This is a genomic window from Sphingobacterium sp. UGAL515B_05, from assembly GCF_033097525.1.
Lineage (GTDB): Bacteria > Bacteroidota > Bacteroidia > Sphingobacteriales > Sphingobacteriaceae > Sphingobacterium.
The window spans coordinates 1056278-1082561 of the sequence record NZ_CP109907.1 but is presented as its reverse complement, the minus strand read 5'-3'; the positions used below and the strand labels follow the sequence as shown (position 1 = coordinate 1082561).

Genomic DNA, 26284 nt, shown 5'->3' with positions numbered 1-26284 from the left:
ACTTCAAATGGGAAATGGTACTAGTCGAAAATATTAGGAGTATATTAAATTATTGTTAACACTCAAAAAAATGTAGGAACTGCCTAAGAGAGGCTTTTTTTGAGCAGTTTCATGGCCGAGGTAATTTGATTCTTGACCGTTTGTACCGATACATTCAGCTCGCTCGCAATTTCCTTGATTGATTTTTCTTGCTTGCGGCTCATTGTGACGACCAGCCGCATACGTTCGGGAAGCTGCATCAACGCTTCTTCAACTTTTTGTTGCGCATCTTTTAAGATCAGCAAATCGTCCGCTGAATCCGCATATTGTTGGTTCATTAAAGTCGCTAGTTCGGCTTTGTGCCCATCTTTAACTGTCGTATTCCGAAAATGGTTGATTACTTTGAATTTTACAGCCCCATGTAGATAGGCTGCGAGGCCACCAGATATGATGACCTGTTCACGGTTTTCCCACAGCGAAATAAAAATTTCCTGGGTAATGTCCTGAGCAACATTTTCGTCACCTATTTTCTTAAAAGCTGCATCAAATATGGCTTCCCAATACAGATTAAAAATCTGTTCCATGGCAAAGTGGTCACCCTGCTTTAATGATGCTATCAATAATTCGCTCACAAGATCAGTTTTAATTGGACAAAGCTAATAACTCAGTATTCCTTTAAAGTTAATAAATCTTAAAGAGTATATTTTGTCTGTTATAAATTAATCTTGGGAATTTCAGCTGAAATTGAACGGTATATTTTTATTCTTTATATTCCTTGCCCGTAGCAATGTCAATAAAATAGCCCTCGTCCCGATTCTGCTCATTTCTAGGTTGTACCCAACCGTTGGGATTGATGGTCATGTAGCTTTTGTTGCCGATTCGTTGTTTTGTCTTATTGTTGTATAAAGTATAGCAACCATCTTTATGCTCCTGTAATGCGAAGATTTGTCGTTTACCATCTAAGGTTTCAATATGTTCGAAATCGGGATTTATATCCCAAGTTTTTGCACTTGAATTCCATAGGCCTTTTGTAGGTTCCAGATCGCCTCGTTTCACATCAATTAAATAAAGATCTTCTGATGAATCGACATATTTTATTTTTCCGGTCTTCCAATTCTTCTTCATGGCATTCGAGGTGAGTAACATGTGTTTGTCTGGCCAGACCAAATTACCCACCTGATCCAGGATATAGAAATTCGGGGCTTTGATGGTGTCTAATAAGTTGCCATCTTTATCCATATATAGCCAATCATAAGCCCAAATCGCATGATTGTAGTTAAATCTGCCTAGAATAAAATAGGGCGAATTAGTCACCGAATAAACTAAGGATATTTCAATACCGTATATTGTAAGTTATAGCCTGTTGGCGTGTAATATTAACCGTTGATTGGACAGATGATATCAGGAAGGAGCAGCGCTAATTTTGGAGTTGAGCCGATTAAATTGGTTAATCGGCTCAAATTTTGCTTATTGTTGAGCCGATTAGTGTGATCACTTTTTAGTAACCGGAACCAAAATAACCTCCCCTTTGTTGGTTTGATACCAGTATTTGTTGCCCAGGTCATCTTCGAAATCATGGTTTACCCGCGGCTTATCAACCTTTCTGAAGCTTTTTACATCAGGGCCATTGAATATTTTATTTCCAATGAAAATGTGGTTCGCGTCTTTTGCTACAGCGAACTTGAGAACCTCGAAGGTTTTCGGATCTGCTTCAGCAAATAATCGTTGTTCGTAATAGACATGATTTTTGTCGCGCGACCAAAGAACTTTTCCATTTGCCCCTTCCAATAGCTCGAAACTTTCGGCATCAACCGCTGCATATTCAAATTGCTTACCCGAGATAATCACCAATTGGTCAATGATTACTGTCTTATCATTAAGGAATTTTATGTTGTTTGACGAAGGAAGTTCGATCTCCAGGATACCGATGTTTTGATAAGGCTCGTAGTAGAGCAGTATTCGGTCATTCAGTAGTAGATAGGCTTTATTGAGAGCCTTAACGTTCTCTGTTTTATAGTGGAGCGGAAGAATCGCTTTGTCTGTTACTACGAAAAGCTGATTTTTATCTTTTACAAAATTACTGTTAACTACGTTGAATGAAGCATAGTCGACGTTCAGCGGTTGATACCTATAAAAGTAATGTGCTTTATCTTTAGCTAGTGCTGGAAGTTGATGATATAACGTTGTATAAGTCGCAGGATCGGCACCTTCGATAATGGTGAGCTGATTTTGGCTACACGATGAAGTAGCCGAAGCAAAACCTTCAAACTTGAATACATGCTCCTGATCGATTGGAATGTTGTTTTTCAGTTGAAAGGTCTTTATATCGACCAGCTCTTGCGGGCATCCCATAAAATAGACGTGATCTTTATCGCGGGCATAGACCTCTTTGATCACAGCAAAACTTGCCACATCGGCAACCATCTTTCTCGAACCTCGTTCAAAACCGTTTCCGCTCGGTATAAAATAAATCGCACCGCTCTTTTTGTAGTAATCTTCAGACAAAGGACTCACTTGCTCTTTGCAGGAAAAGAGCAGACCTATCAAAGCACTTATTATTCCCATTTTTAAGATATTTTTCATACTCGCCAACGATATACCTTATCGCAATTATTGATTATTCATTGATGTAACGCACCGCAAAATCGATCCAGTCTGTAATGGATTCATCCAGGTAGATATCGGGCTGTATCCCTATATTGTCAATCGGATATTGTGGTAGTCGAGTAGATCGATAGGTTGGCAAAAGGAGCTGGTAGTTGTCGCAACCAAATTTGAACTCACGTATAGAGCCATAGTCAAGGGCGCCCATACTCGGCGTTCCCATGATTTTTACTTTTTTGCTCTGGCGGGAACTGAATAAAAAATTCTCGGCAGCACTGGCTACATTTCTATTGGCTAGGATAATGACCTGTTGCGGACTTTTTTTATTAATAGCAATCGTATCTATGATCACCTTCTTGTCACCATACAATACAAATTTTCCGATATTCTCCCTGTATTCCCGAAGATCTTCGTCAATTCTTTTTACTTCATTCAGTGAATCCTGCTTGATATTTTTGATGGCATAATCACGCAACCCATCGACTAAGGTTTGTGTCGCAAAAAACTCAACACTCATAATCCGGATGGGATTAGTTAAGATGTAAGGCAACAGCGGCTGGTATACATCGTCCGTCCCACCACCGTTGTTTCGTACATCTATAATAAGTCCTTTACTGCTTTCGATCTTTTCTTTGTTTTTTTCAATCAGCTCTTTGAAAGGGGCTATGTTTTCGTACCCGAAGCTTGAGATCTTAATATAAAATATATCGGGACTGATCGATTTTGAACTTATTTCCTCTTCTGGTTCTGCCTTTGGGGTTTCGGTACTTGTCTGTGGAGCATTTTTCCTTTTGGAAAGATCATCTAAGACAATGTGTTCATCGTGGAAGAAGTCAAGATATTCCTGCAAAAGTTGCATACAGGTCCCATTTGAAACCAGCAAGCTTTTCTTCGTCAATATATTTTTTTTAGCTTGATACAGGTCCTTATTCTGCTTGGTTTTTTCTGGAAAACCAGGGTACTCGCTCTCTATTTTTACAATTAATTGCTTAAGTGCCTGTGAGCAGTTGCAGGTGGTTTGACCATATATTGGTCGAACAAAGAAAACAAGACAAAAGATGAGGAATAATTTGGTATTGGTCATGGATATGGTTGTTAAAATTAATGCAATTTAAGAAATAGCGTATTTTCTGATAGCTTAAAAATTGAATAGCCTAAAAATAGTAGAAATATAGAATTGTTTCGTGAGGTGTTTACAATTCGTAGCATATATTTATAATTTGTAAAAGCCAGAAATAAATAGTCATCTGTTTATGTACAGGCCGGCATCCTTCATTTAAAACTTTAATGATAAATAATATTTTGATTTGGTTTTGTTTATTTATATATTTGTATGTATAAACTATATTAATGTATTCTATTTTGTTTTTCTTATAATCGAAAAACAAAGTGTTTTCTCCGTCTTTATTGCCAGCGACGGTGAAACACTTTTTCGCTAAATGAATGATTTGAATACATGTTGATTTAAATGCTGGTATTTCCTGAAAAGCCAAGGGGCGAACGTCTATATGTAGTAATGTGTTAACCCTCTTTAGTCTCCTTGGTTGTAATACTGTTTTTTTACAATAAAGTATTTATTATTTACAATAATAAACTGTAACGGTCTGATCTGTTTGGGGTTAATTTATTGTGCCAAATTTTTAATCTTAAATCATTTAGTATGGAAATCAATAGCCAATTAATTATCGATCGGCTTTCTCAGCGTATGGATCTCGATCGTGCCTATCTTTTTAAATATCAGTTTCTCGGTCAGGAGCATTATCATTTGCTTCTTGCGCTCAAGCATGTGAGCGGGCTTTCAGCGAAGGTATTAAAACCTATTGCGGAATTATGTTTAATGGACCAGAAGAATATTTCCTTTGAGCTGGTGCCAATTGCTGAAATGCTCAGTAAAGTCAAAGTGGGCAGCCTGTATTATTCCTATGCCTCCCTACCTGAAAATACCGTTCATCAGGCTAGTAGCAAAAAGAACCCACCCCTTCAAGCGAAAGAACTAAAAAGTGTCCTAGAAATCGCTGATGAATATTACCAGAAGCTCTTGCCTATTTCAGCGGGATTCCTACAGGGGGCTGAAACATTTGGTCAGCAGGGGAACTATCAAAGGGCTGTATTTATGTTACATCAAAGTATGGAAAATCATTTGCGTTTTTTACAGCTAATGATTGACGGAAAAGCCAATAACGTACATCATGTTAGCAACAGAATTAAAAGCCTCAATGAACATTTTTCAATGTTAAGAGAATCTCTTGTCGGAAAGGATGAGGAAGAAAAGAAACGTTTTAGATTATTGGACAGTGCCTTTGATGCGGTGAAACAAAACAAGGACCTCGAAATCTCCGCCTTTGATGCCTCCTGGCTTTATGAGCATTGCAAGTTTGTTCTTCATACGATTGAACAGCTGTACTTGAGTTTTATGGAAGGCCTTAAAGCGGGCTATGAAAAATTGTTGGTAATAGCGGAACAAAAAGTCGCAAATAAAAACGTCGAAGTTGCAGCAAGTAATCTGGTGGCGAAGGAGACTACATTATCGAATGCCGCGGCCTCGCAGTTTCGTGCATTTCCTTGGCCGGAACGGTATGAGGAAGATATACTTCATGTGCTGGCTCAGATTCGTCAGGAGAATAATCCCGAACAAATGATGCTGCTCAATTATTACGTCAGCGATGCGCATGGAAAAGGACTTTTTCATTTTCCTGCAGTGGAAAATGAAAAGGCAGAAATCTACCTTGTCGTAATAAAAAAGAAAATAGGTCACTGTCACTTTCGAAAAATCGTTTATGGTCGAGTTACTGCAGTTGTAGCTTTTATGAGCACAGATTTCCTGGCAACAAAACTGGATATGGGCAGCCGTTTCTCCCATACGATCTGGAATGAATCTGTTGTTGTTTACCGTCGTCCGAGTTATAAACCGACGTATTCGGTTAACCCGGTCAATTGGCACGATACACTATTGAAGACATCGATTTCATGGACACGCAATTCAAAACTCATGCAAGATCTGCTAGGTGTATTTGCTTTTGAAGGACTTGCTAGTCCGCAATTGGCTGTATTATTTTTAAATCAATTGACGTCAATTGGACTATACAGTTACCTCTACCTACGAATAGGGTATGCCCCAATGAATGTGACTATAGCCAATCTTGTGGACTGGACCTGTATCTGTGATAAAAAGGTGCAGGAGTTTTTTACAGCCAGAGGTGATGTAGAGGAAATATTGAATGCAGAGTTATTAAAACAGATGAAAGGGCGGGTCTATGAGCTTCCTTCACAATTAGCTCAGCTTGATATGGACTACTTCAGGTCAAAAGCGAGAGAAATTACAGATTTCTTTGTCGATCTCTGTGATCAGAGCATACGGTATATGGAGCTGAAATCGGAGGTTAAATTAAACGAAGTGATATGATAGGAATTGGCTTTAACTGCATTACGACGGATGCTAAGATCCATTCAGTCGAAAAAATACTTCCAAAAAGAAATTCTAGTGAACCTCTTGTAATTCCTTGGGAAGATGGATTTATAGGGAGAATGACTCCGCGCTACCTGAGCAAATATTATGCTGATGATGAGATTCCATTTATGGAACGAGAGAATATTGTTATTCAGGTCCGACCGTATCCACCGAAATATGAACTTAAGTTAAAAAAGTTCTCGGGTACTACGGTTAAAATCGAGCTGACTACGGAACACCTCGGCATTAATTGTTCTTGTAGCGACGATGTAACAGGGCTTTGCGTACACGAAGCAACCCTGCTATCGAATAAATTACTGGATAGTTACCCCAATTATTTAAAGGGCCTATATCGGGCTGAAATCAATAATTTGCCACCATGGAAGAAAAAGATCGTGCCATTTAAGGTCTGTGAGAATTATTCTTATGCGGAGTTAACTGTAGAAATGAATAATGAATATGGACGATTTTATCGTTTAGCTCCTAATGATTATGAGAGTGGACTTCGTCTGCCTGCACGTAACTTGGAAGGATATCTCGATTTACAGCGAAACGATGAAGTGTATTTTTTTGTTACAATAAATTTTTCCGCTTTTGGTCTGCCTGTTTTTTTCCCTTTTCATTATAAATTTAAACGCTCTCGTTCCTTTTCGCACTCTTATCTATTGGACGAAAGTAACTTGAAAATGTCTTTAAATTCTTATGATCAGTATCTGGAATTGTTCAGTCGTCGATTTGCCGCCCTCCTTAATGAAGATAAAATACTTCGGGAAGAGAAGAAGGATCTAATCAGTGAAGATATCAACTACTTCGAGCGGAAACAATGGGAAATTATACAGATATGGCGTGATTTACTGGAGGATCCTCCGTTTCCAGTTAAATTACGTTTTGCCGAAACATTTAAACGCTATCGATTTGCACATCAGATTAATTTGAAAAATTCGAGCGTGCTGGGTGCCGCGACATTAAATAAAGCACAGGGGAATTTGCAGCTCAAAGTCGAAATTGATGATCAGGATCAATATCTGAAAATGCGAATTTGTCTCTATTACAGAAACCAGCTAATAGATTGTCCTGAGTTTTTGGGGGATGAAAATTGTTTCTTTCTGAAAATATCTAACGAGGAAATTTTATTTATTGATAACCCGACCCAGGCTGGAGTATTGCAAAAGTTTAAACAATGGAAATATAGATTGACTGTCTTTAAAGAGAATTATCATACCTTCTTGAACGATTATCTGATACCCCTATCAAAAATAGCGGAGCTTGTCATCTTAAACAGGCTAGGGGAAAATATGACAATTCCTCAAGTCTTTAAGCCGTTTAAAAAAATAGCTACTATTTCTGTAATTGACCAATTCCTTTGTATAGAGGCTTTTGTCGAATATGAGAAAGAGGGTAGGTTTTTGTTGAACTCCAGTAGCAATTTGATTTTAGAGGAGAGACAGAATCAATTGGCGTATTTTGAAAGGAATAAGCTCGAAGAACAGGTTTTTCAGGAATTTGTTAAAACACAACATCCGATTCTTAAGGAGACAACATTAGAAAATAACTGGTTGATTCCTTTGAAAGAAATTGAAAATACCACTTGGCTATTTGATTTCATGGACAGCTGTTCTCTCAATGAAATTTCGTTAGAAATTGACCATCTTCAGCAAGGTAGCGCATACTATCCTTTCCCTCTAAATTGTACTGTACGTAACATCCGTCTGGAAAATAATTTATGTTCAATTCTACTGGGGCCGAAATTTGGAAGACAAACAATTTCAATGGATGAATTTGAGGATTTGATTATGGGAACAGATAAAGTTTTTACTCTTACTGATGGGACTTTTGGCGTTATACGCCGCGCTGACCGAGAAATCTTCAGGCCACTGTTTTTAGGAGGAAGAAGAGAAGAAGATTGTTTTGTTTTAAATACAATTCAACTTGTGTCTATGCAGAAGGTTTTGGATAAAATAGATAAAAAAATTATTCAGGACAGTATTCGGGAACGTCGTGAAAAACTCGCAGCTTTGGATGAAATCCCTCTTTTGGAAATCCCTAGAAGCTTAAAAGCGCAATTACGACCTTATCAGCAGGTAGGTTTCAGCTGGCTCACTTTTTTGAATGAATTTCAGTGGGGTGGCCTTTTGGCTGATGATATGGGTTTAGGGAAAACATTGCAGATTATAACAGTGCTGGAATACTTTTATCAACAGCATTCTACAGGAAAATCTGCTTTAGTGGTTGTCCCGAACTCTCTTTTGTTCAATTGGGAAAATGAATATAAAAAGTTCGCCCCCTATCGAAAAATAGAAATCTATTATGGGAAACACCGGGAAGCATTTATTTTTGAAGAGGAAGGCACTGTAGTTCTTACGACATATGGAACGATGCTGACTGATGCGGCGTATTTAACCAGTTTAGACTTTAGCTATCTGATTATGGACGAATCCCAAGCCGTCAAGAACCGTAATTCGAAGCGTTTTGAAGTGCTGTCAATGGTTAAGGCCGATTACCGTGTAGCGGTGACAGGAACGCCAGTTGAAAACGGTATCCAAGATATTTATGCTCAAATGTCTTTAGTTAATCCTGGTTTCTTTGGGGATTATCGAAATTTTAACAAGGCCTATAAGGGGATCAAAGATGAAAATACAGCGCAAGAAACTGTCCTTGGCCTCCAAAAGATGATCCAACCTTTTATTCTTCGACGTACAAAAAAACAGGTTGCTTTGGACCTTCCTGAAAAGACCGAAACAATACTGTATATGGATATGCTTCCGGAGCAAAGAAAAATATACGATAAGGTCAGAAAAATATTCAAGGGAGAGATTGAAAATAATCTGAATAGCGCTGACTCCACGAAATCCAAATTTTTGGCGATCGAGGCGCTGCAAAAACTACGGCAGCTTTGCAACTCGCCCATTCTGATGAAAGATGGCGGCTTCGGTCAAGAATCTATTAAATTGGATTTTATTGATGAAATCATGGATGAAGTCGCTCCAAATCATAAGATTCTTCTCTTTTCGGCGTATACTTCCATGCTTAAGCTGGTGGCTCAACGAATCGAAAATAAAGGAATAGCTTATGCCTACCTTGATGGTAAGATGAATCAAGATCAGCGGCAAAATGCGGTCGAAAGATTTCAAAACGAGGACGAATGCCGTGTATTTCTCATCAGCCTTAAAGCGGGAGGAACAGGATTAAATCTAACGGCTGCCGATTATGTTTATATTTTGGATCCCTGGTGGAATCCTGCTGCCGAAGCACAGGCAATAGATCGTTGTTATCGAATAGGACAGGGAAAGCATGTGATGGCTTATAAGATTGTTTGTCGGAACTCCGTAGAGGAGCACATCTTAGCCCTTCAAGAACGTAAAAAACGAATATCCGAAGGACTGATTTTAGATGAGACCAATCTAATGAAATCGATCAGTAAAGATGAACTGCTTAAATTATTTGAATAACCAATTGTACACTATAATGATCAAAAAAGTATCTACAAAAAAAGCATCCTATGGGGGAATGATGTTTTCGCACGACTTTCAGCTTGGGTACACTTATGCCAGATTGCATGTGCAACAAAAGATTGGCGGACTATCGAATCTGAAGTTTGTAACTGGTGGCACAGCTCCTTGGCAATTGTTCCGGAAAGTTGAGGAAACGGGGCAGGTTCATCTCCAGATTTATCCAAGGCATTTGAAAAATGTGCTGTATGGACTCATTCAGCAAAATAGGTTAGTCGTCAGAAATGTGGAAGGAAGGTATTCTTTTTACACGGTTGATAGAAAGGAGGAGCATGCAAAATTTAATTAATGATATTGGCCGAGAGAGATTTCGCGCAGAATTTTCCATGTATTATGCGGGTATTGTTTATCTCCTGATATTAAATCGGATCAGCTTCGGTTTTACCCGTGAAGAAATGGCTTTCTTAATGGGACAAGAGCAAACCTATATTAAGGAAATGGAAGAACTTAAAATACCGGCCGGAAATCTTGAAGTTATGGTGCATCTCAGTTGGGTATTTAATCGTAGGGCTATAGATATCAGTAGATTTGACAATAAATCTAGCTATCAGTTTGAGTTGACGATTTGGGAAGAAAAGGCTATTCGATACTATCAAATGGAATATTTTATCAATTCCGTTGAAACCATGACTTTTTTTCGATTAATGGAGGAAATCAGGGTAGAAGATTCAGACCAAGCTGAACAGTTCGCATGCGATTGCATGGTAGTGGAAATCGTTTTGGGTAAGCTTATCGATATGGATTATTTTAAGAAATATAGAACACCGCTTGAACTATGGCGTTATGCGGAAAAGTATCTGGGGGAAAAAATTTGCATAAAAAGCTTGATGCATGAAATTGGCGTGTTCGTAGGAAAGAAAGGGAGTGCACCGCTGCGGAAAACTAAAGCCAAGAGTTTTGGCTTCCGCTATATCGCACATAAATAAAAGATATTAAAAATATGGAAGATATAATAGGCGTACCTTTAGAGGTACCACGAAATTTTCGGTTAATATGTGAGCTTTTTGGTATCGCTGTACCAGCCTTTATCCAATTGTTTTTGGATCATTACTCTTTTATAGATCAGAATTTTAAAGATAATTCGAGCTATAATATTGCGACCAGGGCCATACGTTTTATCAATGATAAAATTCCTAAAGACCATAATCGTTTGAAGATCGAATTCAAAGATAATGACAGGGATGTGGGGATAAAATTATTGCGACGTCAGGTAAAATTAGCAGTCAATAGAAATTATAGTACCGGCGAACGCAGAAATAGAGGGCGTATTATTACTGCGCAGCTTTATGATCTTTTTGCTAAAAAGGTAATGCTTAAAGATCGAATCTATTTAGATGAAAACATATACTTTAAATTGAGTAAGGATTTTCTGCTGACTTGCATTATGAATTCCGTTCATCCATCGCATTATATCAATACCATGATGCTGCAGGCATCAACACCTGATTTTTTAGCAGCAATGCACCTCGATAAAGCTATTTATAATCCTGTTTTGGGATTTATTCATCGTGTCCTTGACGGTTACGGCGGCCTTATTGATTGGGAATATCGTAATACATCTTTTTTTAAACGATTTATAATGGATTTGCAAGAGCTTAATAAACGCTATTTTTTCTATCGGGATCTTGATCAAAGAGTTGCACTTTATCACGTCTGGCTAGATAATCTTTTGGAAACTAAGGAGGACGAATTTGAGTTATAAACAACCTTTGGAAAGTTTGGGAAACAACCTGTCTTTTGATGAAGATGGCGTAATCTTAGAACGGTTAAATAGAGGTAACTAGGGTGAAAAAATGATGACTTCTTAAATTAAATAAATAATGGAAACATTCGAAAATATTAAATTGACAACAGCATTTAAACAGTTCTGCGATCTGTTCAATTTCACACCGGAAGAAGTTGTACAGGAATTTATTGATAAAATTGACATTGCAGAGTATATGTGTGATCCAATGCAACCCGATCGCTGGGCTAATCTATTTGCGATGGAATATTTGATCCAATATACACAGTCCGAAAACAGTATTGTTGAATATAGGGAATTTGCAGAAGAGTGGGTGAAAATGATGGATACTGGTGGAGATGATCTGATCGGAAATACAAGACTACTGTTGGATGCCTGGCACAAAAAGGTTTTAGAGGATCGTATTCATAGTATTATGAAAGAAGATGAAGGGGAGGATACAGTATAATTTTATGTTAAATTTGATCGACGTAATATATTACGTCGATCAAAATGTAGCAAAAACAAAAAGTATATATGATAAACAAAAGTGTCTATATGAATTTTCTAATAGCTCTACGAGCCTTGGGTTTTATCGTTGTGCTAATTATTGTTAATGCATGTGAGCAAAAAAATAACAAGAATTTAATCGTAAAGGCGATTACTGTAAATAATGATATGTATGGAGCGAGTGATTATTCAATTGAGGTGTTCAGTGATTCAACTTATCGGATAATAGATTATTCAATGGTCATAGATACAATTAATCTTACATTAATAGATCCTAAAAAAAATCCAAGACAGTTGGAGAGAGAGGCATTGCATGGCCCTGTGAAAATCAAGGGAAATGTTTTATTCTTTGATGCTGCCTGTAAAAATTTTAATAGGGCCGTATTAAGAAATGGTTACTTGGATCTTTATGTAGACAGTAACTTTGTACGAAGGTTATTAATAGAGCAGGCAAGTATTCCCATTCCGCAATATTATAATAAGTCACGTTTTTCTGATTACGCAATTTTTGACGGTCCAAAAGACTCTATTTCGGATCAAACTTATGAAATTAAACAAAACGACCTGTTGTTTATAGATTCAGCGCTGACATCTCAACTAGTACGTTTAAAGTCATCTCTTGGAAATCAAGCATATGGAAAACAATTGAACGTTTATGCGAATGCCGATAGTGTATGGATTATTGTGTATCTATTTCCTGATAAAGATCTTGACAAAGATTTCTATTTTCGACCAACGATTTATCGGTCATCAATTTCATTGAGATCGGCCTTTGAAGGAGCTTATGGTGAATTAGGGATAAATCTTACCAAACGTAGTTTTTCCGATCTGCATTTTGAACCAGCTAGTAATTAGTGTATGTATACTAATTTGAAGCTCTTTGGCTACATCAGATTATTCTCCTTAATGAGGTTTCTGTAAAACTGTAAACTTTCCTCCAAATAAGAAATATAACTTTCTTTGTCCCGCAAAAGCTGCTTTTCATTTGATAAGGGTAATTTTTCTCCCTTTATCTGAGCTGTCGGAGGATTGATCAAACTATTCATATCCGTTTGTAATATATCCGCAATTTGCTGTAGACGTTCAATGTCTATCTTCGTCGTTCCAATCTCGAAGTTCTGGTAGGCTTTTAAGGAAATATATAGCTGTTCAGCCATTGCCCGTTGTGATATCTTGAGATATTTCCTACGCTCTTTAACGGCTTTAATAATTTCTTGTGATGTTACATTGCACATGGTTAGTCGAATTCAAATTAATGTGAAGAGAGGGTTTGAACAGGGGATCTAATTACCTGGCAAAAAAATAAAATCTTATAATCCATTAAAAGGACGGCGGCTGAGTACACAGTCGCCTTTTTAGTATTACCTTTTTGTTAAGCTTTCGTAGCTTGCTAACTCGGTTTAGTTAAAAACTGTTAATGTTTTATTGACCCTGCCTTCATATAGCATTTGTAATCTTGTACCCATAAATCAAATGCGCTACTTATGAAATTTAAAGCCAACAATGTCTTTTGGTTGTTATGTGCCATTGCAGCGAGCTCACCCGCTGTTCAAGCCAAATCGCTCACACTAACCACGTCACAATTTACGTATGCACAGGGGATCGTTAAAGGCCGTGTCGTCGACGCCCAAGGAAATGCTGTCGCAGGAGCAACCGTTCAAAATTTGAAAAGTAAAAAATCTGTTCAGTCTGACGAAAAAGGAAATTTTCAGATCGAAGCCGAAATGGGTGATAACCTGAGTATTTCTTTTATTGGGTATAGCAGACTTGTGCAAGCTATTACCCAATCCAATGGGCAGATCTTTTCTCTAAAGACCGATGAAAACACATTGGAAGAAGTGACCATCTCTATCGGTTATCAGCGGATCAGAAAGTCGGATGTCACTGGCGCAATCGCTAGCGTTAAGGCCGAGGAACTCAATCTGAGCGCACCAAAATTATCCCAGGCATTGGTTGGTAAAGTAGCAGGTGTACAGGTGATGCAGACAAGTGGCGCTCCATACGATGGTACCAAAATGCGCGTCCGCGGAATGGGATCGATCAATGCTGGTTCGGATCCATTGTACGTTATCGATGGATATCCAGCAGGAAACAATTTAAATATCAACCCCAATGATATTGAGTCTATCGATGTGTTAAAGGATGCCGCTTCTGCAGCGATCTATGGATCTCGTGGTGCTGGCGGTGTTGTATTGATTACAACCAAGCGTGGCAAGGAAGGTAAGAGTAATGTGGACTACGAAGTATTGGGGGGCTTTGGTCAGCTTTCCAAGAAAATCGATGTTTTAAATTCGGAACAGTTTATTGATCTCTTGATTGATGGTCGTAACAATTCCTATAAAGACCTGCTGGCTACGAAAGGGATTGCTTGGAGCGATAGTAGACGCTTTGATGATAATAAAACGCGTATCGCCAATGTCGGAAATGCCGGTTCAGTAAGTATTCCTGAAGACTACTATGACTTTGCGTCCGGTACGGCAAAAAAAGCGAAATATGATACGGATTGGCAAGATGCCTTATACCGTAATGCTCCTTTCCAACGTCATAATCTATCAACCTATGGCGGTAACGAAAAAAACCGCTATTTCCTAAGTGGATCTTATCAGAATCAACAAGGGATCATGCTCGGGACGGATCAAAAGGTCTTTAATTTCCGCGCCAATATCGATAGCAAAGTCAGCAAGAGATTGACCGTTGGTGCAAATGTTTCATTTACATATAATGACAACAACGAGGTGACGACAGGCCGTTACGACAGAAGCCCATCAATGGCCGCGTTAATTTATTTGCCTACCCTCCCTGTTTTTAACGAAGATGGAACCTATGCCAAATACCTGATGGCTGATCTTTCGGCGAACAATTACGGTATCCAGAACCCTGAAAATCCACTGGCTTATGTCACTGAGATTAAAAACAACCGTCGTGGAAAAAGGGGGGTATACAATGCCTTTGCTGATTTTTCCATTATGGATGGCCTAAATCTGAAAATAAACGGTGGATTGTCTACTTACGACGAGAAGTATGATTATTTCCGTCCTACAAGTCTTTCTGATGGGAATAACAAACCGTTTTCACCGCAAGCGGTATCTGCAGCCTATGCAGATGCCAAGACAAAAAATGAATTGGACAAATTGCTGGAAGCAACGTTAAACTATAACAAGACTTTTGGTGGTAAACATCAGGTATCCGCTTTATTGGGCTATTCGGCTCAACGAACAGATTACGATTATCAAGGTGTGAGAGCCAACGGTTTTAATAATAATGCAATTGGGGAAATTACAGATAAAGGAGCCGATCCTTCTAATTTCCAATTGCTAAAAGACGATACGTTCAAACGCATTACAACGCTCCAGTCATATTTTAGCCGTGTAAGCTATAGCTTTGATTCCAAATATTTCCTTTCAGCTTCCATTCGTACCGATGGATCATCACGTTTCGGGCCAAATAATAAATGGGGAACCTTCCCATCGGTTTCAGGTGGTTGGACCCTCTCCAAGGAGGAGTTTTATACGGATTGGTTAGGACAACAGTCAACGGTCAAACTAAGAGCGAGCTGGGGACGTAGTGGAAATAATAATATTGGTGATTATCGCGCGTTATCCGTTATCAACTCGCCAGCAGGAGTTATTCTTGGTGATAAAGTGGAGACTTCCTATACTGCAGGTGATCTGTTCGATCCAAAATTGGGTTGGGAATCAACCTCGCAATACAACGCCGGTCTTGATCTCGGTTTGTTAAAAGGCCGCCTCAACATTATGACCAACTTCTACCTGAGCCGTTCCTTCAATTTATTATTCAATCAGCCACTCTCCGCTGTATCTGGATCAACAACAATCTTGACCAATCTGCCAAATTCGAAGGTGCAGAACAAAGGTTTTGATGTGCAGGTTGATGCCACACTGATTCGCAAAAATGAATTTGAATTAGGATTCAGTGGAAATATCAATGTCAACAGAAATAAAGTGCTCGATCTTGGTGGGGCCTCTACCATCTTGACAAATGGTGCTGAACGCTCCTACTTAACGCATATTACACAAGAAGGAAGTCCAATTGGTATGTTCTATGGTTTTAAAGTTCTGGGGGTTGCAACAGAGGAAAACTATAAAACTGTCGCACCTTCTGCGGCTTCAACAACTCCGCTACAGCCTGGAGATCTTTATTTTGAAGATGTTGACGGCAATGGTATCGTCAATGATGCCGATAAACGTGTGATCGGCAATCCGCATCCTAATTTCACCTATGGCTTTGCCGTCAATGCACGCTATAAGGCATTTGATCTACGGGCATCATTTAATGGCTCCCAAGGGAATAAAGTGCTGGATGGCTATGATTATTACCTCTACAATATGGAAGGTTCCGGTAACCAATATGCGGATGTCGCACAACGCTACCGTTCGGCTCAAAATCCGGGAAATGGTAAAGTCTACCGTGCATCGCGTGGCGGTACGCAAAGTAACAGTACACGTCTTTCCGATTTTTATCTGCAGGACGGTTCATTCTTGCGTATGACAAATATTGCTTTGGGTTACAATCTTCCCAAAAGTCTAGCAGAAAAACTAACACTTTCTGGTGTAAGGGTCTACGCGACCGTGGACAATCCATTTACGATTTCTAAATACAAAGGCTACAATCCGGAACCGGATTATAATCAACGCGGCAACCTGACTCCAGGGGTGGATTATGGGCTTTATCCATTGGTGAGATCATATAACCTTGGTGTGAAAGTAACGTTTTAATAGCAGGATCGAGGAGCTGTTGTGCGTAGGAATATCAAGGACAGCCCCGTGTTAATAGCTCCAGTATTGTAAAAATAGTCCTACAGACTGCTCTTTGCAGTTTCGTGGGCTGATGAAAAATAAAAAAATAACAGGATGAAAAAAAGATATATATTACCCTTTGTTTTGTTGGCATTGTCTTCATGTACCAAAGATTTTTTAAATCAGAAAAATCCCAATGCCGTTACGATCGATGATTACTTCAAGTCAGAAAATGATGTGCTCTTGGCGGTTAACGGTCTTTACCAGTCCCTTCGTTCGGGAAGTACGATCGGTGAATCCAGTACAATGTATAATGAGGAACGTTCGGATAATAGTGGACGTAATGATAACCAATCCAACGCCGGGGAGCCATTCCAATTCAATGACTTTTCGTTGCTGCCAAGCAATACCTATCTAAAGACTCATTGGTCGGCTATGTATGCGGCAATCAGCCGCTGTAATGTGGTTCTGTCACATGTCGACGATGTGAGCTTTACAAGTGCAGAATTAAAAGGCCGTTATATTTCGGAAGCGAAATTCGTTCGTGCATTGTTATATTTCCATATGGTACGTAAATTCGGAGATATTCCATTATCTACGGTACAGGTGACCAGTAAAGAGCAAGCAAATGAATTGGCTTTTCGGCAAAAAGAGTCGGTTGTGTACGAACAGATCATTAAGGATTTGACAGAGGCATTGTCCAGCAATCTTCCCAATACACAGAAAGATTACGTCATTGGCAGAGCATCTAAATCGGCTATTAATGCAATTTTGGGACAAGTATACTTAACGTTGGGAGCGACGCAGACGTCGGGGAGTGCAGAAAATTTTGCGAAGGCAGAACAGTACCTCAATGCGGCCTACCAAATGCGAACTTTTGGCAAACTGAACGAAATCCCCTATGCGGATGTTTTCGATGTGACCAAGAAAAATAGCTGTAAAGAACTTGTTTTTCAGATTCAGTACAAACAAGGTGACCAAAACTATAGCTCGAGTATTGCCCGTAATTACCAGGCGAGAGGAGAGACCATCAACTCACGCTATAACTCTACAGGTGCTGGTGAGGTAGCAAAACTAGATCTGATTAAAGATTATGAGCAAGACGATATCCGAAAAGGATTCTCTGTAAAGTTTGCCGCCAATACGCAAGTTAACGATTGGTTTGTAACCAAATTTAGAGATAATAGTGACGCTGCGGGTACCAATGGTTGGGGCGGAAACGACTGGATATTGATCCGTTACGCCGATGTGATGCTGTTGTTGGCAGAAGCAAAATATCACTTGGGCAAAGATGGGGAAGCTATTGCGCTTTTGGATCAGGTACGTGAACGTGCAGGATTGCCTTCGTATGCTACTTCCATGTTGAATACGGCTTATCGTAGTAAATATCCAACCTTAAAGGAGGCCATATTGCATGAACGCCGTGTAGAACTGGCATTTGAAAACCAACGTTGGTTTGATTTGATCCGTAATTATAATGCACAAGAACTGGTAACTTATTTCAAAACGAAGAGCCAGGCTGATTATGGAAATGCTAAAATCTCCAATATCTCGACAAAAGATCGATACTATCCAATTCCTTTTGATGAATATAAGCTGGATCCGGCACGTATGTATCAAAACCCTGGATATTAATCTGCAATTGAATAGCTATGATAAAAAATATCAGAAAGATCTTGTTACTTACCTTGGGAATATGCTGCCTGCATATTTCCAAAGGTCAAGTAAACAATATGCCTGTTGGTCCACAGGATTGGCTGATCAAGAAGAATTATTATGCATCCTATTTGCTCTTAAAAGATCCAGTCCTTATACAGGAGCTCGTGAACTCCAAGCCGATCGCACAGGTGTTGGAAAAACGGTTCGAACGTTTTAACAACAGCGCCAGTTGTCCTGATCTCATGTGCTATTTGAATGCCTTCAAATGGCAGGATAACGAAATTGACCTGTTGGCAGAACAATTGGCGGAGCAAATTGGTCATAACAAGAAATTGGACCAGCTTGTTCAGGCTAATCTTATTCCATCAATGACCTATGGTGTGTTGCATCATGAGACGGCAAAGGCCTATTTTACGAAAGCCTTGAAACAGGATTTAAAGGCAATGAATTATGTGGTGGACGTCTATGGAGGAGGTAAAAGTCCCAATTACCCCAAAATAGATTCGATCTCTTTCGATGTAAAACGTGCGGCCTACCTTCATCTTTTGGACGATGTTCGCCAAGACATCCGCAAGGATATTCCAACACATAAAACGGCATTTTTTTTGACCATGATGACTGCGGTACGCTTGTTGGAAATTAATGAGCGATGGGACGCGGCACAACTAGAGCCGCTGATTGAACTCGAAAACAAGAAAGCTTACGAAGCGGTCAAAAATACCGATTTCGCAAGCTATCCCTATAGTCTGTTGCTGACCTTAGGTGCAGGCCCCGAGGTGTATGGACAGCCTATTAGTCCAGGTGGAATGTTACGTGCGCGGATGGCAGCCCGAAGCTACTTTGAAAAATTGGCCCCTTTTATTGTGTTGTCTGGCGGTAAAGTACATCCCTATAAGACTCACTTTATTGAGGCAATAGAAATGAAAAAGTATCTGATCGAGGTTATGGGAGTACCTGAAGCGGCAATATTGATTGATCCACATGCGCGACATACGACCACAAATTTGCGTAATACAGCACGTATCCTGTTAAATTATGGTTTTCCGAAAGATAAATACGCCATCGTTAACAGTAGTAAAGTGCATATTGATGCGGTGGAAAAGATGGGCGATCGTTGTATGCGTGAATTGGGGTATATTCCCTATATATTGGGTAAACGAATTTCAGATGTGATCATCGAGTTCAAGGCAAAAGAAGAGGCCTATACGATCGATCCTGATGAACCCTTAGACCCTTAGCCAACTAACTAGGCCGATTGCTAATCTATTAACTGAGCAGATCGGCTTTGTCTATGGCTTATGGGAGGGCATGAAAAAGGTCCGCAGCATTGCAAGCTACGGACCTTTTTATTTTAAAACAATGGATTTTCCTTCTTTAGCCGAGCGTTTTGCCGCTTCCAGGATTTCGACCACAGTGATATTATTATTGATCGATCCGAGATCATTTTCTGGTGGCATGGCATCTTTCAGAACCTGTTCCAGATAGGCAATATGGTTCTCAAAATAGGGGATCGTAGTCGGTACAGGTGTAGGTGGATCATTCTGCTGTTTGTATTTTAGAAGCTCTTTATCGTTTTTAGCGTAGAGCTGAGCTTTTGTGCCAAAAACCTGCAGATCTTTAACACTGTATGGCCAAGCCCAAGAAGCTTGAATAATGCCCGTGCTGCCGTCACGGTAGCTTAGTATGATTGTAGCGTTGTCATCGACTTTTGGATAAACCTCAGGCTTGAGCTGTTGTGTAAAGGCTGTCACTGAAATTGGCCTTTCTCCATTTTTGAGCCAGGTCATCAGATTGGCGCCATAACAGCCAAAATCCATCACTGCACCGCCCCCATTTTTTTTCGGATCAGTAAGCCAGTCGAGGAAGTAATTGCTACAGCCAATTTCTTTAGGTCCTTCGTGCCCGTCTTTTACAAGTATACGTGTGATTTTTCCAATTTCACCCTGGTCGACCAGCTGCTTCAGTTGTTGATTGCTTTTATACCAGGTCGTTTCGTAATTTACCAAAAAGGGTGTTTCGAACTGTTTGGACAAAAATGCAATACGTTTTGCGTCAGAAAGAGTCGTCGCAAGAGGTTTCTCTACCATTACTGGGATCTTAAGCGGGAGACAGGTCTCTGCGACGTCGATATGCTCATTGGTTGGATTGTAGGCCAGTACCGCATCCGGCTTGACCTGTTTCAATAAGCTGGGTAAGTCATGGTAGAAGATTGCGTCAGGTAAATTATACTGTGACCGTATTTTGTTTGATAAGGTTTGATTCGGTTCGGCAATACCGATAATATCGACTTTTTTATCCTTATATAAATTTAAAAGCAAGAATACGTGGTCATGGTTGAGCCCTGCAACAGCAACTTTAAGTCGCTCACTGGCCAGTGCAACTTGTTGGAAGAATAGGAGCAGGAAAACTAGGCGGATAAGATGCTTCATATGTTAAGTTTAGTTAGTATAAATATACCGATTTGTGCTGAGGATACCCGTTGTAAATCCAGGTTACTTTGCGGTGCGATTGGATGATATCGGCAACAATGTCAAAATAGGTTTCTCCACGACCAGCTTTTAGCTCATCGAATTTCTTTTGAAAATGCGTTTGATTGAACGGTGATTCTGCTCCAAGTTTCCCCCAATAATAGGCCAAAGTTGTTTCAACGCCCAATGATGCCCTGCTGTGTGCAATATCCTTCCAAACAATACAATGTGAATTGGCGTCTTTGAAGGTCCCAAATCCACCGTAAAGCAAATCGTCAAAGCCGTCTAGGCTTCCTATCTTCCAGCTTTCGCTGGACATGTAGACGGCATTGATTTCTTCGTAAAAACTTGCAATATCGTTGATGCTACAGCCATCAATCATAGCCACGCCGAGATCGGGATTGCTCTCCACAAGTTGTTTAAAATCCGTCCAGAGGTCCTCCCCAGGAAATACTGTTTCAGTAGCTTTGTTTTGCCATTTGTTCAACAATTGAACGAGTTCGGTTCTAATGGTACTGGGCTGATAGGTCAATGAATACAAAAATGACCTTAATGCAGTGCCATCCGAATCACTGACCAAAAAATGAGCAAGTGTACCGACCAATTTTTTTTCATCTGTTTTCATCTCTGACCTTTATTTTTAATTGTCTAAAAATAGCCTAACGAAATCGTTTGCGGTTTTTTAACAAAAAATCCTATACATTTAACGATACATTTAAGGATAAATCTAATGTTATGATCTACCGATTTACTTGCTATAGTATATTAACTCTTGTGAATATACTCTTTAGGTTTGGGATTCCTGTATTCGGACAGCAACATCCTAACGTTATTGTCATCCTGAGCGACGATGGAGGTTATGATGATTTTGGTTGTTACGGCGGTAGGGAGGTCTACACTCCAAATATTGATGCACTTGCGAAAAATGGCGTGCGTTTTCAGTCGGCCTATGCCTCAGCTTCAGTATGCGCTCCTTCCCGGGCGGGCTTACTTTCTGGCCGCTACCAGCAGCGCTTTGGTTTTGAACATAATATTTCGAAACGCCCGACTGCGGGTGTCGCACCGGAAGATATCGGAATGGATACGCAGGTAGCCACCATTGCTGACTTCATGAAGTATAACGGCTATAAAACTGTAGCGATTGGCAAATGGCATCAGGGGGATGGTCCACAATTTAATCCATTGAAACGTGGGTTTGACCATTTCTATGGTTTTATTGGTGGTGACCGGCCTTACTTCCCAATCCATGGAGCCGTGAAGCCAACGCAGCTGCTTTATGACGATCGACGTGTCGTCCCTGAAGACTCTATTCATTATTTGACTGAAACATTGACCAATAAAGCAATTGCGTATATTCAACAGTATCGAAGCCAGCCTTTTTTTATGTATTTAGCTTTCAATGCTGTGCATACACCCGTCGAAGCGCCCCTGAAGACCATTGATAAGTATAAAGATGTAGCGGATCCTTTGCGACGTGCTTACTTGGCTATGCTGGATAATATGGATGAAAATATTGGACGTCTGATCGAACATTTAAAGCAAGAAGGACTTTATGAAAACACCTTAATTATTTTTATGAATGATAATGGAGCGGCAACAAATAATGGCGCAGACAATGGGCAATTGCGTGGTTTAAAGGGATCGAAATGGGAGGGTGGAATTCGGGTTCCCCTTATCATGCAATGGCCTGCCAAGCTACCGAAAGGGATAACATCAGATGCCATGGTATCGGGAATGGATATTTTACCCACCAGCATCGACGCTATAAAAGGGAAGAAAATCCAGGGTCAGCAAATCGATGGCATCAGTTTGCTCTCTTCCTATAAGGATGTGAAAAATGGACACGACTATTTATTCTGGCGTAGAGGGATTGCACGTGCTGTGCGACACAGAGAGTGGAAACTGATTGTGGTTAAAGATGATCCAATATTATTGTTCAATCTTAAGGATGACCTTCGTGAACAACACAATCTGGCCACGAAGTATCCTGAGCGTGTAAGGGAGATGCTGCATAAACTGACGGAATGGGAAAAGGGACTGGAGAATCCAAAATGGCTAAGTTCTGTATTGGACAATGATCAAAATCAACTGATGAAACACCGGATGGATGTCGTCGGACGAGCCGCAGAACGACAATATCCTTAAGTAAAGAATACTAAAAAAAGATGAAAGGACTAATCCTATTTTTATTGTCCTTTGCCTTGGTTACGGCAAAGGCGCAGAACAGCGATACGTTTGTGCGTATTAAAAAGCATGTATACGATGATGAGTTAAGTGGCCCATTGCCAGATGCAGATAAAACGTTAAGTCTATGTAATCAACTGCGTGCTGACGGTACTTGGGCAGATATCGATTACAGCAGTAAGTCAATATCGCTTTGGCCTCCGGGAGAACACTTGGATCGGTTAAGGACACTTATTGTTGCCTATGTGTCCCCACAAAGTGCATCTTATCAGCAAAAATCACTTTACGATAAAATCCTGCTTGCCGCACAATATTGGGCAAATAATCGTTTTGAGTCTTCAAATTGGTGGCATAACGAGATCGCTTCGCCAAAAGCCATCGGTGTCTGTCTTATCCTGATGAAATTTGGAAAGGAAAAAATTCCTACTACACTAGAGACTCCACTTGTTGAGCTGATGAAGCATGGCGATCCTTACACAAAAACAGGGGCGAATAAAAGTGATATTGCCATGCACTATTTTTATCGTGCATTGATCTTGGAAGATGAAAATCTTTTAGCTGCTGCTATGGAGCAGCTGCTTTTTCCAATACAGCTCGTGAATGGCAAGGAAGGACTGCAATACGATTTCTCTTACTTACAACATGGCCCTCAATTATATATTGCAGGCTATGGGGAGGAATTTCTGAAGGGGATCTCAAAAGTTATGGCCTATGTGCGCGAGACACCTTATGCTGTAGACATGAAGAGACTCGGCCTTTTTGAACATTTTCTTACAGAAACCTACCTGCCAATTATTCGTTCGCGCTATATCGATTTTAATGTACATGGTCGCGGGATCTCACGCCCCAATATCTTGGGAAAAACACAGGAAACCGCCATATTACAACAAATGAAGTTGATTGATCCCGCCAAAGATACTATTTGGAATAAAGCGCTAGCAAAACTAGATAGCCTCCAGCCTTTTGACGCTGAGCATATCGAGGCTCACCGCCATTATTGGAAAGGAGACTACACGACTCATCTGCGTAAGCAATTCCATTTTAATGTTCGGTTGGCCAGTAGCCGTACCAATAAATCGGAGTCTGGAAATGGAGAAAACGTTCTTGGTCGCAATATGTCTGATGGTGTGACCAATATTCAGGTATTTGGACCCGAATATTATAATATTATGCCCGTATGGGAATGGGATAAAATTCCTGGAACGACAACACGCGATTATCCGGGCGACCTGGAATTGAAAGAACAATGGGGAGCACTTGCTGCAAATAACTTTGCGGGCGGCGTAAGCAACGATAAGACAGGGGCTTCAGCTATGTCGGTCCAGTACGACGGGGTCAGGGCTCAAAAAGCCTGGTTCTTTTTCGATCGGGAAATTGTTTGTTTGGGTGCTGGGATTCATTGTGCTGCGCCAGAAGCTGTGGTAACAACCTTAAACCAAACCTGGCTGAATGGACCCGTTGTCTGGAATGGAAAGGAAATGCCTGCACTCGATTCAGTACAGAGATCTGTCAAAGTAGGCGATTTTATAACCCATAACAATGTTCTGTATTATTTTCCAGCAGCTATGAATGTTGGATTGACAACCAAAGATCAGGTTGGTTCCTGGTACCGGATCAACCGTTCCCGTTCCAAAGATGTTGTACATGGAAAGGTCTTCAAGCTTTGGTTTGATCATGCTGTTGCTCCAAACAATGCGAGCTATGCGTATATTGTTGTGCCTGGTACCAAAACTGTTGATACAAAAGCAATGCAGCAGCTAAAAATTTGGCAGAATACATCGGATATACAGGCCGTGGAGCATAAAGGGAGCCGGATTCTACAAATTGTTTGTTATCAAGCAGGAACCTACCAAGTGGGCGATTGGTCTATAAAGCTCGATCAACCTGCTATCATGCAATTGAACCTACGAGAAGCAACGAGCATGCAGCTTGATGTGGCAGATCCGCTGCAAAGAGCCAAAACAGTGAAGGTTCAGCTCGTCAATAAACGGCTTCGTGTAAATCAATCGCTGGAGGTTTCGCTTCCACAGGGCGAATACGCCGGGAGTACCGTAAGTTACCCAGTCACGATCGGGAAGAAATAACCCGAATACAATTTGAAAACTTTTAAAAATGCAAAGGGGAGATATTTAATATCTCCCCTTTGCATTTTTATTTTTTGAGCTGCTCCAACCGTGTCAAGCCTTCCAGATAATAATAATCTGCATAGGTCAGCGGAACATCGATTTCCGAATGATGGGGTAAGCTACCGACACTATGCTGCAGTAAGAAACCGCCATTGCTTGCATATTTGGCAAAATAGCTACTTCCTGATAGTGTTTGCAGACTTTCTTGAGCAAATGTCAAATAGGATTTGCTTTCGGTGCCAGTGGTCATTGTTGAGAGTTCAATCAGTGCAGAAGCAACAATGGCTGCAGCTGAGGCATCGCGCGGTACAAAATTTAATTTCAAGGAAGAAAAATCAGCATCCGATTTATACCCCGGCTTTCCGGCATTAAAATCCCAATACGGAATTTTATCTTTTGGAAGATTCGGATGGGTCATGTAAAACTTTGCCGCCGCTTTTGCCGTTTTAAGAAATTCTGGTTTTTTGGTCTCCCGGTACATCATGGTAAATCCATAAATAGCCCAGGCTTGACCGCGTGCCCAGGTTGAATTGTCGGCATAGCCTTGGTTCGTTTGTTGGTGGATAGCATGGCCATTGCCATCGTAATCGACAACATGGTAAGTACTGTAGTCTTTACGAAAATGGTTTTTCATGGTTTGGGTGGCATGACTGATGGCCACATCCTTATATTTGGTATCTCCAGTCAAGTCGGACACATAACACAGCATTTCCAGGTTCATCATGTTGTCGATAATAACTGGATATTTCCATAGGGTCTTGCCGTCCCAGGACTTCTTCTCGTTCCATGATTTGATGACGCCCACCTGCGGATTATAACGTTTAAGCGCAGTATTGGCCGAGTGGATGAGGATATCCTTGTAAGCGGCAACCTTTTTGGGATCTTTGAGGTATTTAATGGCATTGCCATAGGAACAATACATCACAAAACCAATATCATGATGTTGATCCAGGTCTTTGGCTTTTTCAAGCGCCTCTGTCCATTTGATCGCCGCAGCTTCGGTCTCTTTATTATGGGTATGGTTGTAGATATACCACAGTGAGCCTGGGAAGAAACCGCCGGTCCAATCCCATTCGTCTGTCCCTACCAGTTTTCCTGCAGGACTCAATGTGCGTGGAAATTTGTGCTGCTTTTCTGCTGCTTGTTCTAAAAATTGATATTGTTTTTCTGCAGCTTTAAAACTTGTGTCAATAAAGCTTGGTTTTTGATCTGTAAAACTCAGTGCAATCAGACTGGATGTGATCACAAAAAGTGCTTTTAGACCAGGTTTTCTTTTTTTCATAACGGCTTATATTCTTAGTAAGTTACATAATAATC

At 40.3% G+C, this 26284-nt stretch carries 20 protein-coding genes; 12 read left to right on the top strand and 8 right to left on the bottom strand.

Features of this window, described 5'->3' with window-relative positions; translation table 11 throughout:
- Nucleotides 1–83: 83 nt before the first annotated feature.
- The 4 genes from OK025_RS04285 to OK025_RS04270 form a co-directional block, all read right to left on the bottom strand.
- The gene (locus OK025_RS04285) at nt 84–611 is read right to left on the bottom strand and encodes an RNA polymerase sigma-70 factor (protein ID WP_112373850.1); all 528 of its coding nucleotides are present in this window, start codon (nt 609–611) and stop codon (nt 84–86) included.
- A 127-nt stretch (nt 612–738) separates the two neighbouring features.
- Complete coding sequence (locus tag OK025_RS04280; RefSeq protein ID WP_317668450.1) at nt 739–1218, bottom strand: hypothetical protein; 480 nt, start codon at nt 1216–1218, stop codon at nt 739–741.
- A gap of 252 nt (nt 1219–1470) precedes the next feature.
- Nucleotides 1471–2544: a DKNYY domain-containing protein gene (locus tag OK025_RS04275; RefSeq protein WP_317668449.1), complete on the bottom strand. Its 1074-nt coding sequence runs from the start codon at nt 2542–2544 to the stop codon at nt 1471–1473.
- A 52-nt stretch (nt 2545–2596) separates the two neighbouring features.
- The gene (locus OK025_RS04270) at nt 2597–3667 is read right to left on the bottom strand and encodes a S41 family peptidase (RefSeq protein ID WP_286727321.1); all 1071 of its coding nucleotides are present in this window, start codon (nt 3665–3667) and stop codon (nt 2597–2599) included.
- A 576-nt stretch (nt 3668–4243) separates the two neighbouring features.
- Here OK025_RS04270 and OK025_RS04265 point away from each other — a divergent pair.
- From OK025_RS04265 to OK025_RS04235, 7 genes are all read left to right on the top strand, one after another.
- Nucleotides 4244–5986 carry a hypothetical protein gene (locus OK025_RS04265; RefSeq protein ID WP_317668448.1) on the top strand — a complete coding sequence of 581 codons (1743 nt, stop codon included), beginning with the start codon at nt 4244–4246 and terminating at the stop codon, nt 5984–5986.
- Nucleotides 5983–9480 (top strand): DEAD/DEAH box helicase, encoded by a 3498-nt coding sequence (locus OK025_RS04260; RefSeq protein ID WP_317668447.1) that lies wholly within the window; start codon nt 5983–5985, stop codon nt 9478–9480. The genes OK025_RS04265 and OK025_RS04260 overlap by 4 nt, the downstream gene beginning before the upstream one ends.
- Nucleotides 9481–9496: 16 nt before the next feature.
- The gene (locus OK025_RS04255) at nt 9497–9829 is read left to right on the top strand and encodes a hypothetical protein (RefSeq protein ID WP_317668446.1); all 333 of its coding nucleotides are present in this window, start codon (nt 9497–9499) and stop codon (nt 9827–9829) included.
- Entirely contained in the window at nt 9813–10466 is a 654-nt protein-coding gene (locus tag OK025_RS04250; RefSeq protein WP_317668445.1) for a hypothetical protein, read from the top strand. The genes OK025_RS04255 and OK025_RS04250 overlap by 17 nt, the downstream gene beginning before the upstream one ends.
- A 14-nt stretch (nt 10467–10480) precedes the next feature.
- Entirely contained in the window at nt 10481–11242 is a 762-nt protein-coding gene (locus tag OK025_RS04245) for a hypothetical protein (RefSeq protein WP_313239632.1), read from the top strand.
- A 118-nt stretch (nt 11243–11360) separates the two neighbouring features.
- Complete coding sequence (locus OK025_RS04240; RefSeq protein ID WP_313239631.1) at nt 11361–11732, top strand: hypothetical protein; 372 nt, start codon at nt 11361–11363, stop codon at nt 11730–11732.
- Nucleotides 11733–11821: 89 nt separating this feature from the next.
- Complete coding sequence (locus OK025_RS04235; protein ID WP_317668444.1) at nt 11822–12628, top strand: hypothetical protein; 807 nt, start codon at nt 11822–11824, stop codon at nt 12626–12628.
- Between the two features lie 29 nt (nt 12629–12657).
- On the opposite strand, the gene OK025_RS04230 is transcribed toward OK025_RS04235, so the two are convergent.
- A complete protein-coding gene (locus OK025_RS04230; RefSeq protein ID WP_317668443.1) occupies nt 12658–13008 on the bottom strand; it encodes a helix-turn-helix transcriptional regulator in 351 nt (116 codons plus the stop codon).
- Between the two features lie 249 nt (nt 13009–13257).
- Between OK025_RS04230 and OK025_RS04225 the strand changes: the two genes are divergently transcribed.
- From OK025_RS04225 to OK025_RS04215, 3 genes are all read left to right on the top strand, one after another.
- Nucleotides 13258–16509, top strand: coding sequence for a TonB-dependent receptor (locus tag OK025_RS04225; RefSeq protein ID WP_317668442.1), 3252 nt, complete (start codon nt 13258–13260; stop codon nt 16507–16509).
- 135 nt (nt 16510–16644) lie between these two features.
- Entirely contained in the window at nt 16645–18165 is a 1521-nt protein-coding gene (locus OK025_RS04220) for a RagB/SusD family nutrient uptake outer membrane protein (protein ID WP_317668441.1), read from the top strand.
- A 17-nt stretch (nt 18166–18182) separates the two neighbouring features.
- The gene (locus tag OK025_RS04215; protein ID WP_286778510.1) at nt 18183–19427 is read left to right on the top strand and encodes a YdcF family protein; all 1245 of its coding nucleotides are present in this window, start codon (nt 18183–18185) and stop codon (nt 19425–19427) included.
- 108 nt (nt 19428–19535) lie between these two features.
- Here OK025_RS04215 and OK025_RS04210 read toward each other — a convergent pair whose 3' ends face one another.
- Together OK025_RS04210 and OK025_RS04205 are read right to left on the bottom strand one after the other, a co-directional pair.
- The gene (locus OK025_RS04210) at nt 19536–20618 is read right to left on the bottom strand and encodes a Gfo/Idh/MocA family oxidoreductase (protein ID WP_317668440.1); all 1083 of its coding nucleotides are present in this window, start codon (nt 20616–20618) and stop codon (nt 19536–19538) included.
- 13 nt (nt 20619–20631) lie between these two features.
- Nucleotides 20632–21282, bottom strand: a complete 651-nt coding sequence (locus tag OK025_RS04205; RefSeq protein WP_317668439.1) for a hypothetical protein — start codon at nt 21280–21282, stop codon at nt 20632–20634.
- Between the two features lie 110 nt (nt 21283–21392).
- On the opposite strand from OK025_RS04205, the gene OK025_RS04200 reads away from it, so the two are divergent.
- On the top strand, nt 21393–22802 hold the full coding sequence (locus tag OK025_RS04200; protein ID WP_317668438.1) for a sulfatase-like hydrolase/transferase: 1410 nt from the start codon (nt 21393–21395) through the stop codon (nt 22800–22802).
- Between the two features lie 20 nt (nt 22803–22822).
- Nucleotides 22823–24925, top strand: a complete 2103-nt coding sequence (locus OK025_RS04195) for a polysaccharide lyase 8 family protein (RefSeq protein ID WP_317668437.1) — start codon at nt 22823–22825, stop codon at nt 24923–24925.
- 67 nt (nt 24926–24992) lie between these two features.
- Here the strand turns inward: OK025_RS04195 and OK025_RS04190 are convergent, their stop codons facing one another.
- Nucleotides 24993–26249, bottom strand: a complete 1257-nt coding sequence (locus tag OK025_RS04190; protein WP_317668436.1) for a glycoside hydrolase family 88 protein — start codon at nt 26247–26249, stop codon at nt 24993–24995.
- Nucleotides 26250–26284 lie beyond the last annotated feature (35 nt).

Excerpts from the sequence above, each read along its gene's own strand:
- OK025_RS04190 (WP_317668436.1), bottom strand. The coding sequence starts at position 26,249 with ATGAAAAAAAGAAAACCTGGTCTAAAAGCACTTTTTGTGATCACATCC.
- OK025_RS04200 (WP_317668438.1), top strand. The coding sequence starts at position 21,393 with ATGATCTACCGATTTACTTGCTATAGTATATTAACTCTTGTGAATATA.
- OK025_RS04250 (WP_317668445.1), top strand. The coding sequence starts at position 9,813 with ATGCAAAATTTAATTAATGATATTGGCCGAGAGAGATTTCGCGCAGAA.
- OK025_RS04255 (WP_317668446.1), top strand. The coding sequence starts at position 9,497 with ATGATCAAAAAAGTATCTACAAAAAAAGCATCCTATGGGGGAATGATG.
- OK025_RS04265 (WP_317668448.1), top strand. The coding sequence starts at position 4,244 with ATGGAAATCAATAGCCAATTAATTATCGATCGGCTTTCTCAGCGTATG.
- OK025_RS04205 (WP_317668439.1), bottom strand. The coding sequence starts at position 21,282 with ATGAAAACAGATGAAAAAAAATTGGTCGGTACACTTGCTCATTTTTTG.
- OK025_RS04220 (WP_317668441.1), top strand. The coding sequence starts at position 16,645 with ATGAAAAAAAGATATATATTACCCTTTGTTTTGTTGGCATTGTCTTCA.
- OK025_RS04240 (WP_313239631.1), top strand. The coding sequence starts at position 11,361 with ATGGAAACATTCGAAAATATTAAATTGACAACAGCATTTAAACAGTTC.
- OK025_RS04275 (WP_317668449.1), bottom strand. The coding sequence starts at position 2,544 with ATGGGAATAATAAGTGCTTTGATAGGTCTGCTCTTTTCCTGCAAAGAG.
- OK025_RS04215 (WP_286778510.1), top strand. The coding sequence starts at position 18,183 with ATGATAAAAAATATCAGAAAGATCTTGTTACTTACCTTGGGAATATGC.
- OK025_RS04280 (WP_317668450.1), bottom strand. The coding sequence starts at position 1,218 with ATGGATAAAGATGGCAACTTATTAGACACCATCAAAGCCCCGAATTTC.
- OK025_RS04235 (WP_317668444.1), top strand. The coding sequence starts at position 11,822 with ATGAATTTTCTAATAGCTCTACGAGCCTTGGGTTTTATCGTTGTGCTA.
- OK025_RS04225 (WP_317668442.1), top strand. The coding sequence starts at position 13,258 with ATGAAATTTAAAGCCAACAATGTCTTTTGGTTGTTATGTGCCATTGCA.
- OK025_RS04270 (WP_286727321.1), bottom strand. The coding sequence starts at position 3,667 with ATGACCAATACCAAATTATTCCTCATCTTTTGTCTTGTTTTCTTTGTT.
- OK025_RS04230 (WP_317668443.1), bottom strand. The coding sequence starts at position 13,008 with ATGTGCAATGTAACATCACAAGAAATTATTAAAGCCGTTAAAGAGCGT.
- OK025_RS04210 (WP_317668440.1), bottom strand. The coding sequence starts at position 20,618 with ATGAAGCATCTTATCCGCCTAGTTTTCCTGCTCCTATTCTTCCAACAA.
- OK025_RS04195 (WP_317668437.1), top strand. The coding sequence starts at position 22,823 with ATGAAAGGACTAATCCTATTTTTATTGTCCTTTGCCTTGGTTACGGCA.
- OK025_RS04260 (WP_317668447.1), top strand. The coding sequence starts at position 5,983 with ATGATAGGAATTGGCTTTAACTGCATTACGACGGATGCTAAGATCCAT.
- OK025_RS04245 (WP_313239632.1), top strand. The coding sequence starts at position 10,481 with ATGGAAGATATAATAGGCGTACCTTTAGAGGTACCACGAAATTTTCGG.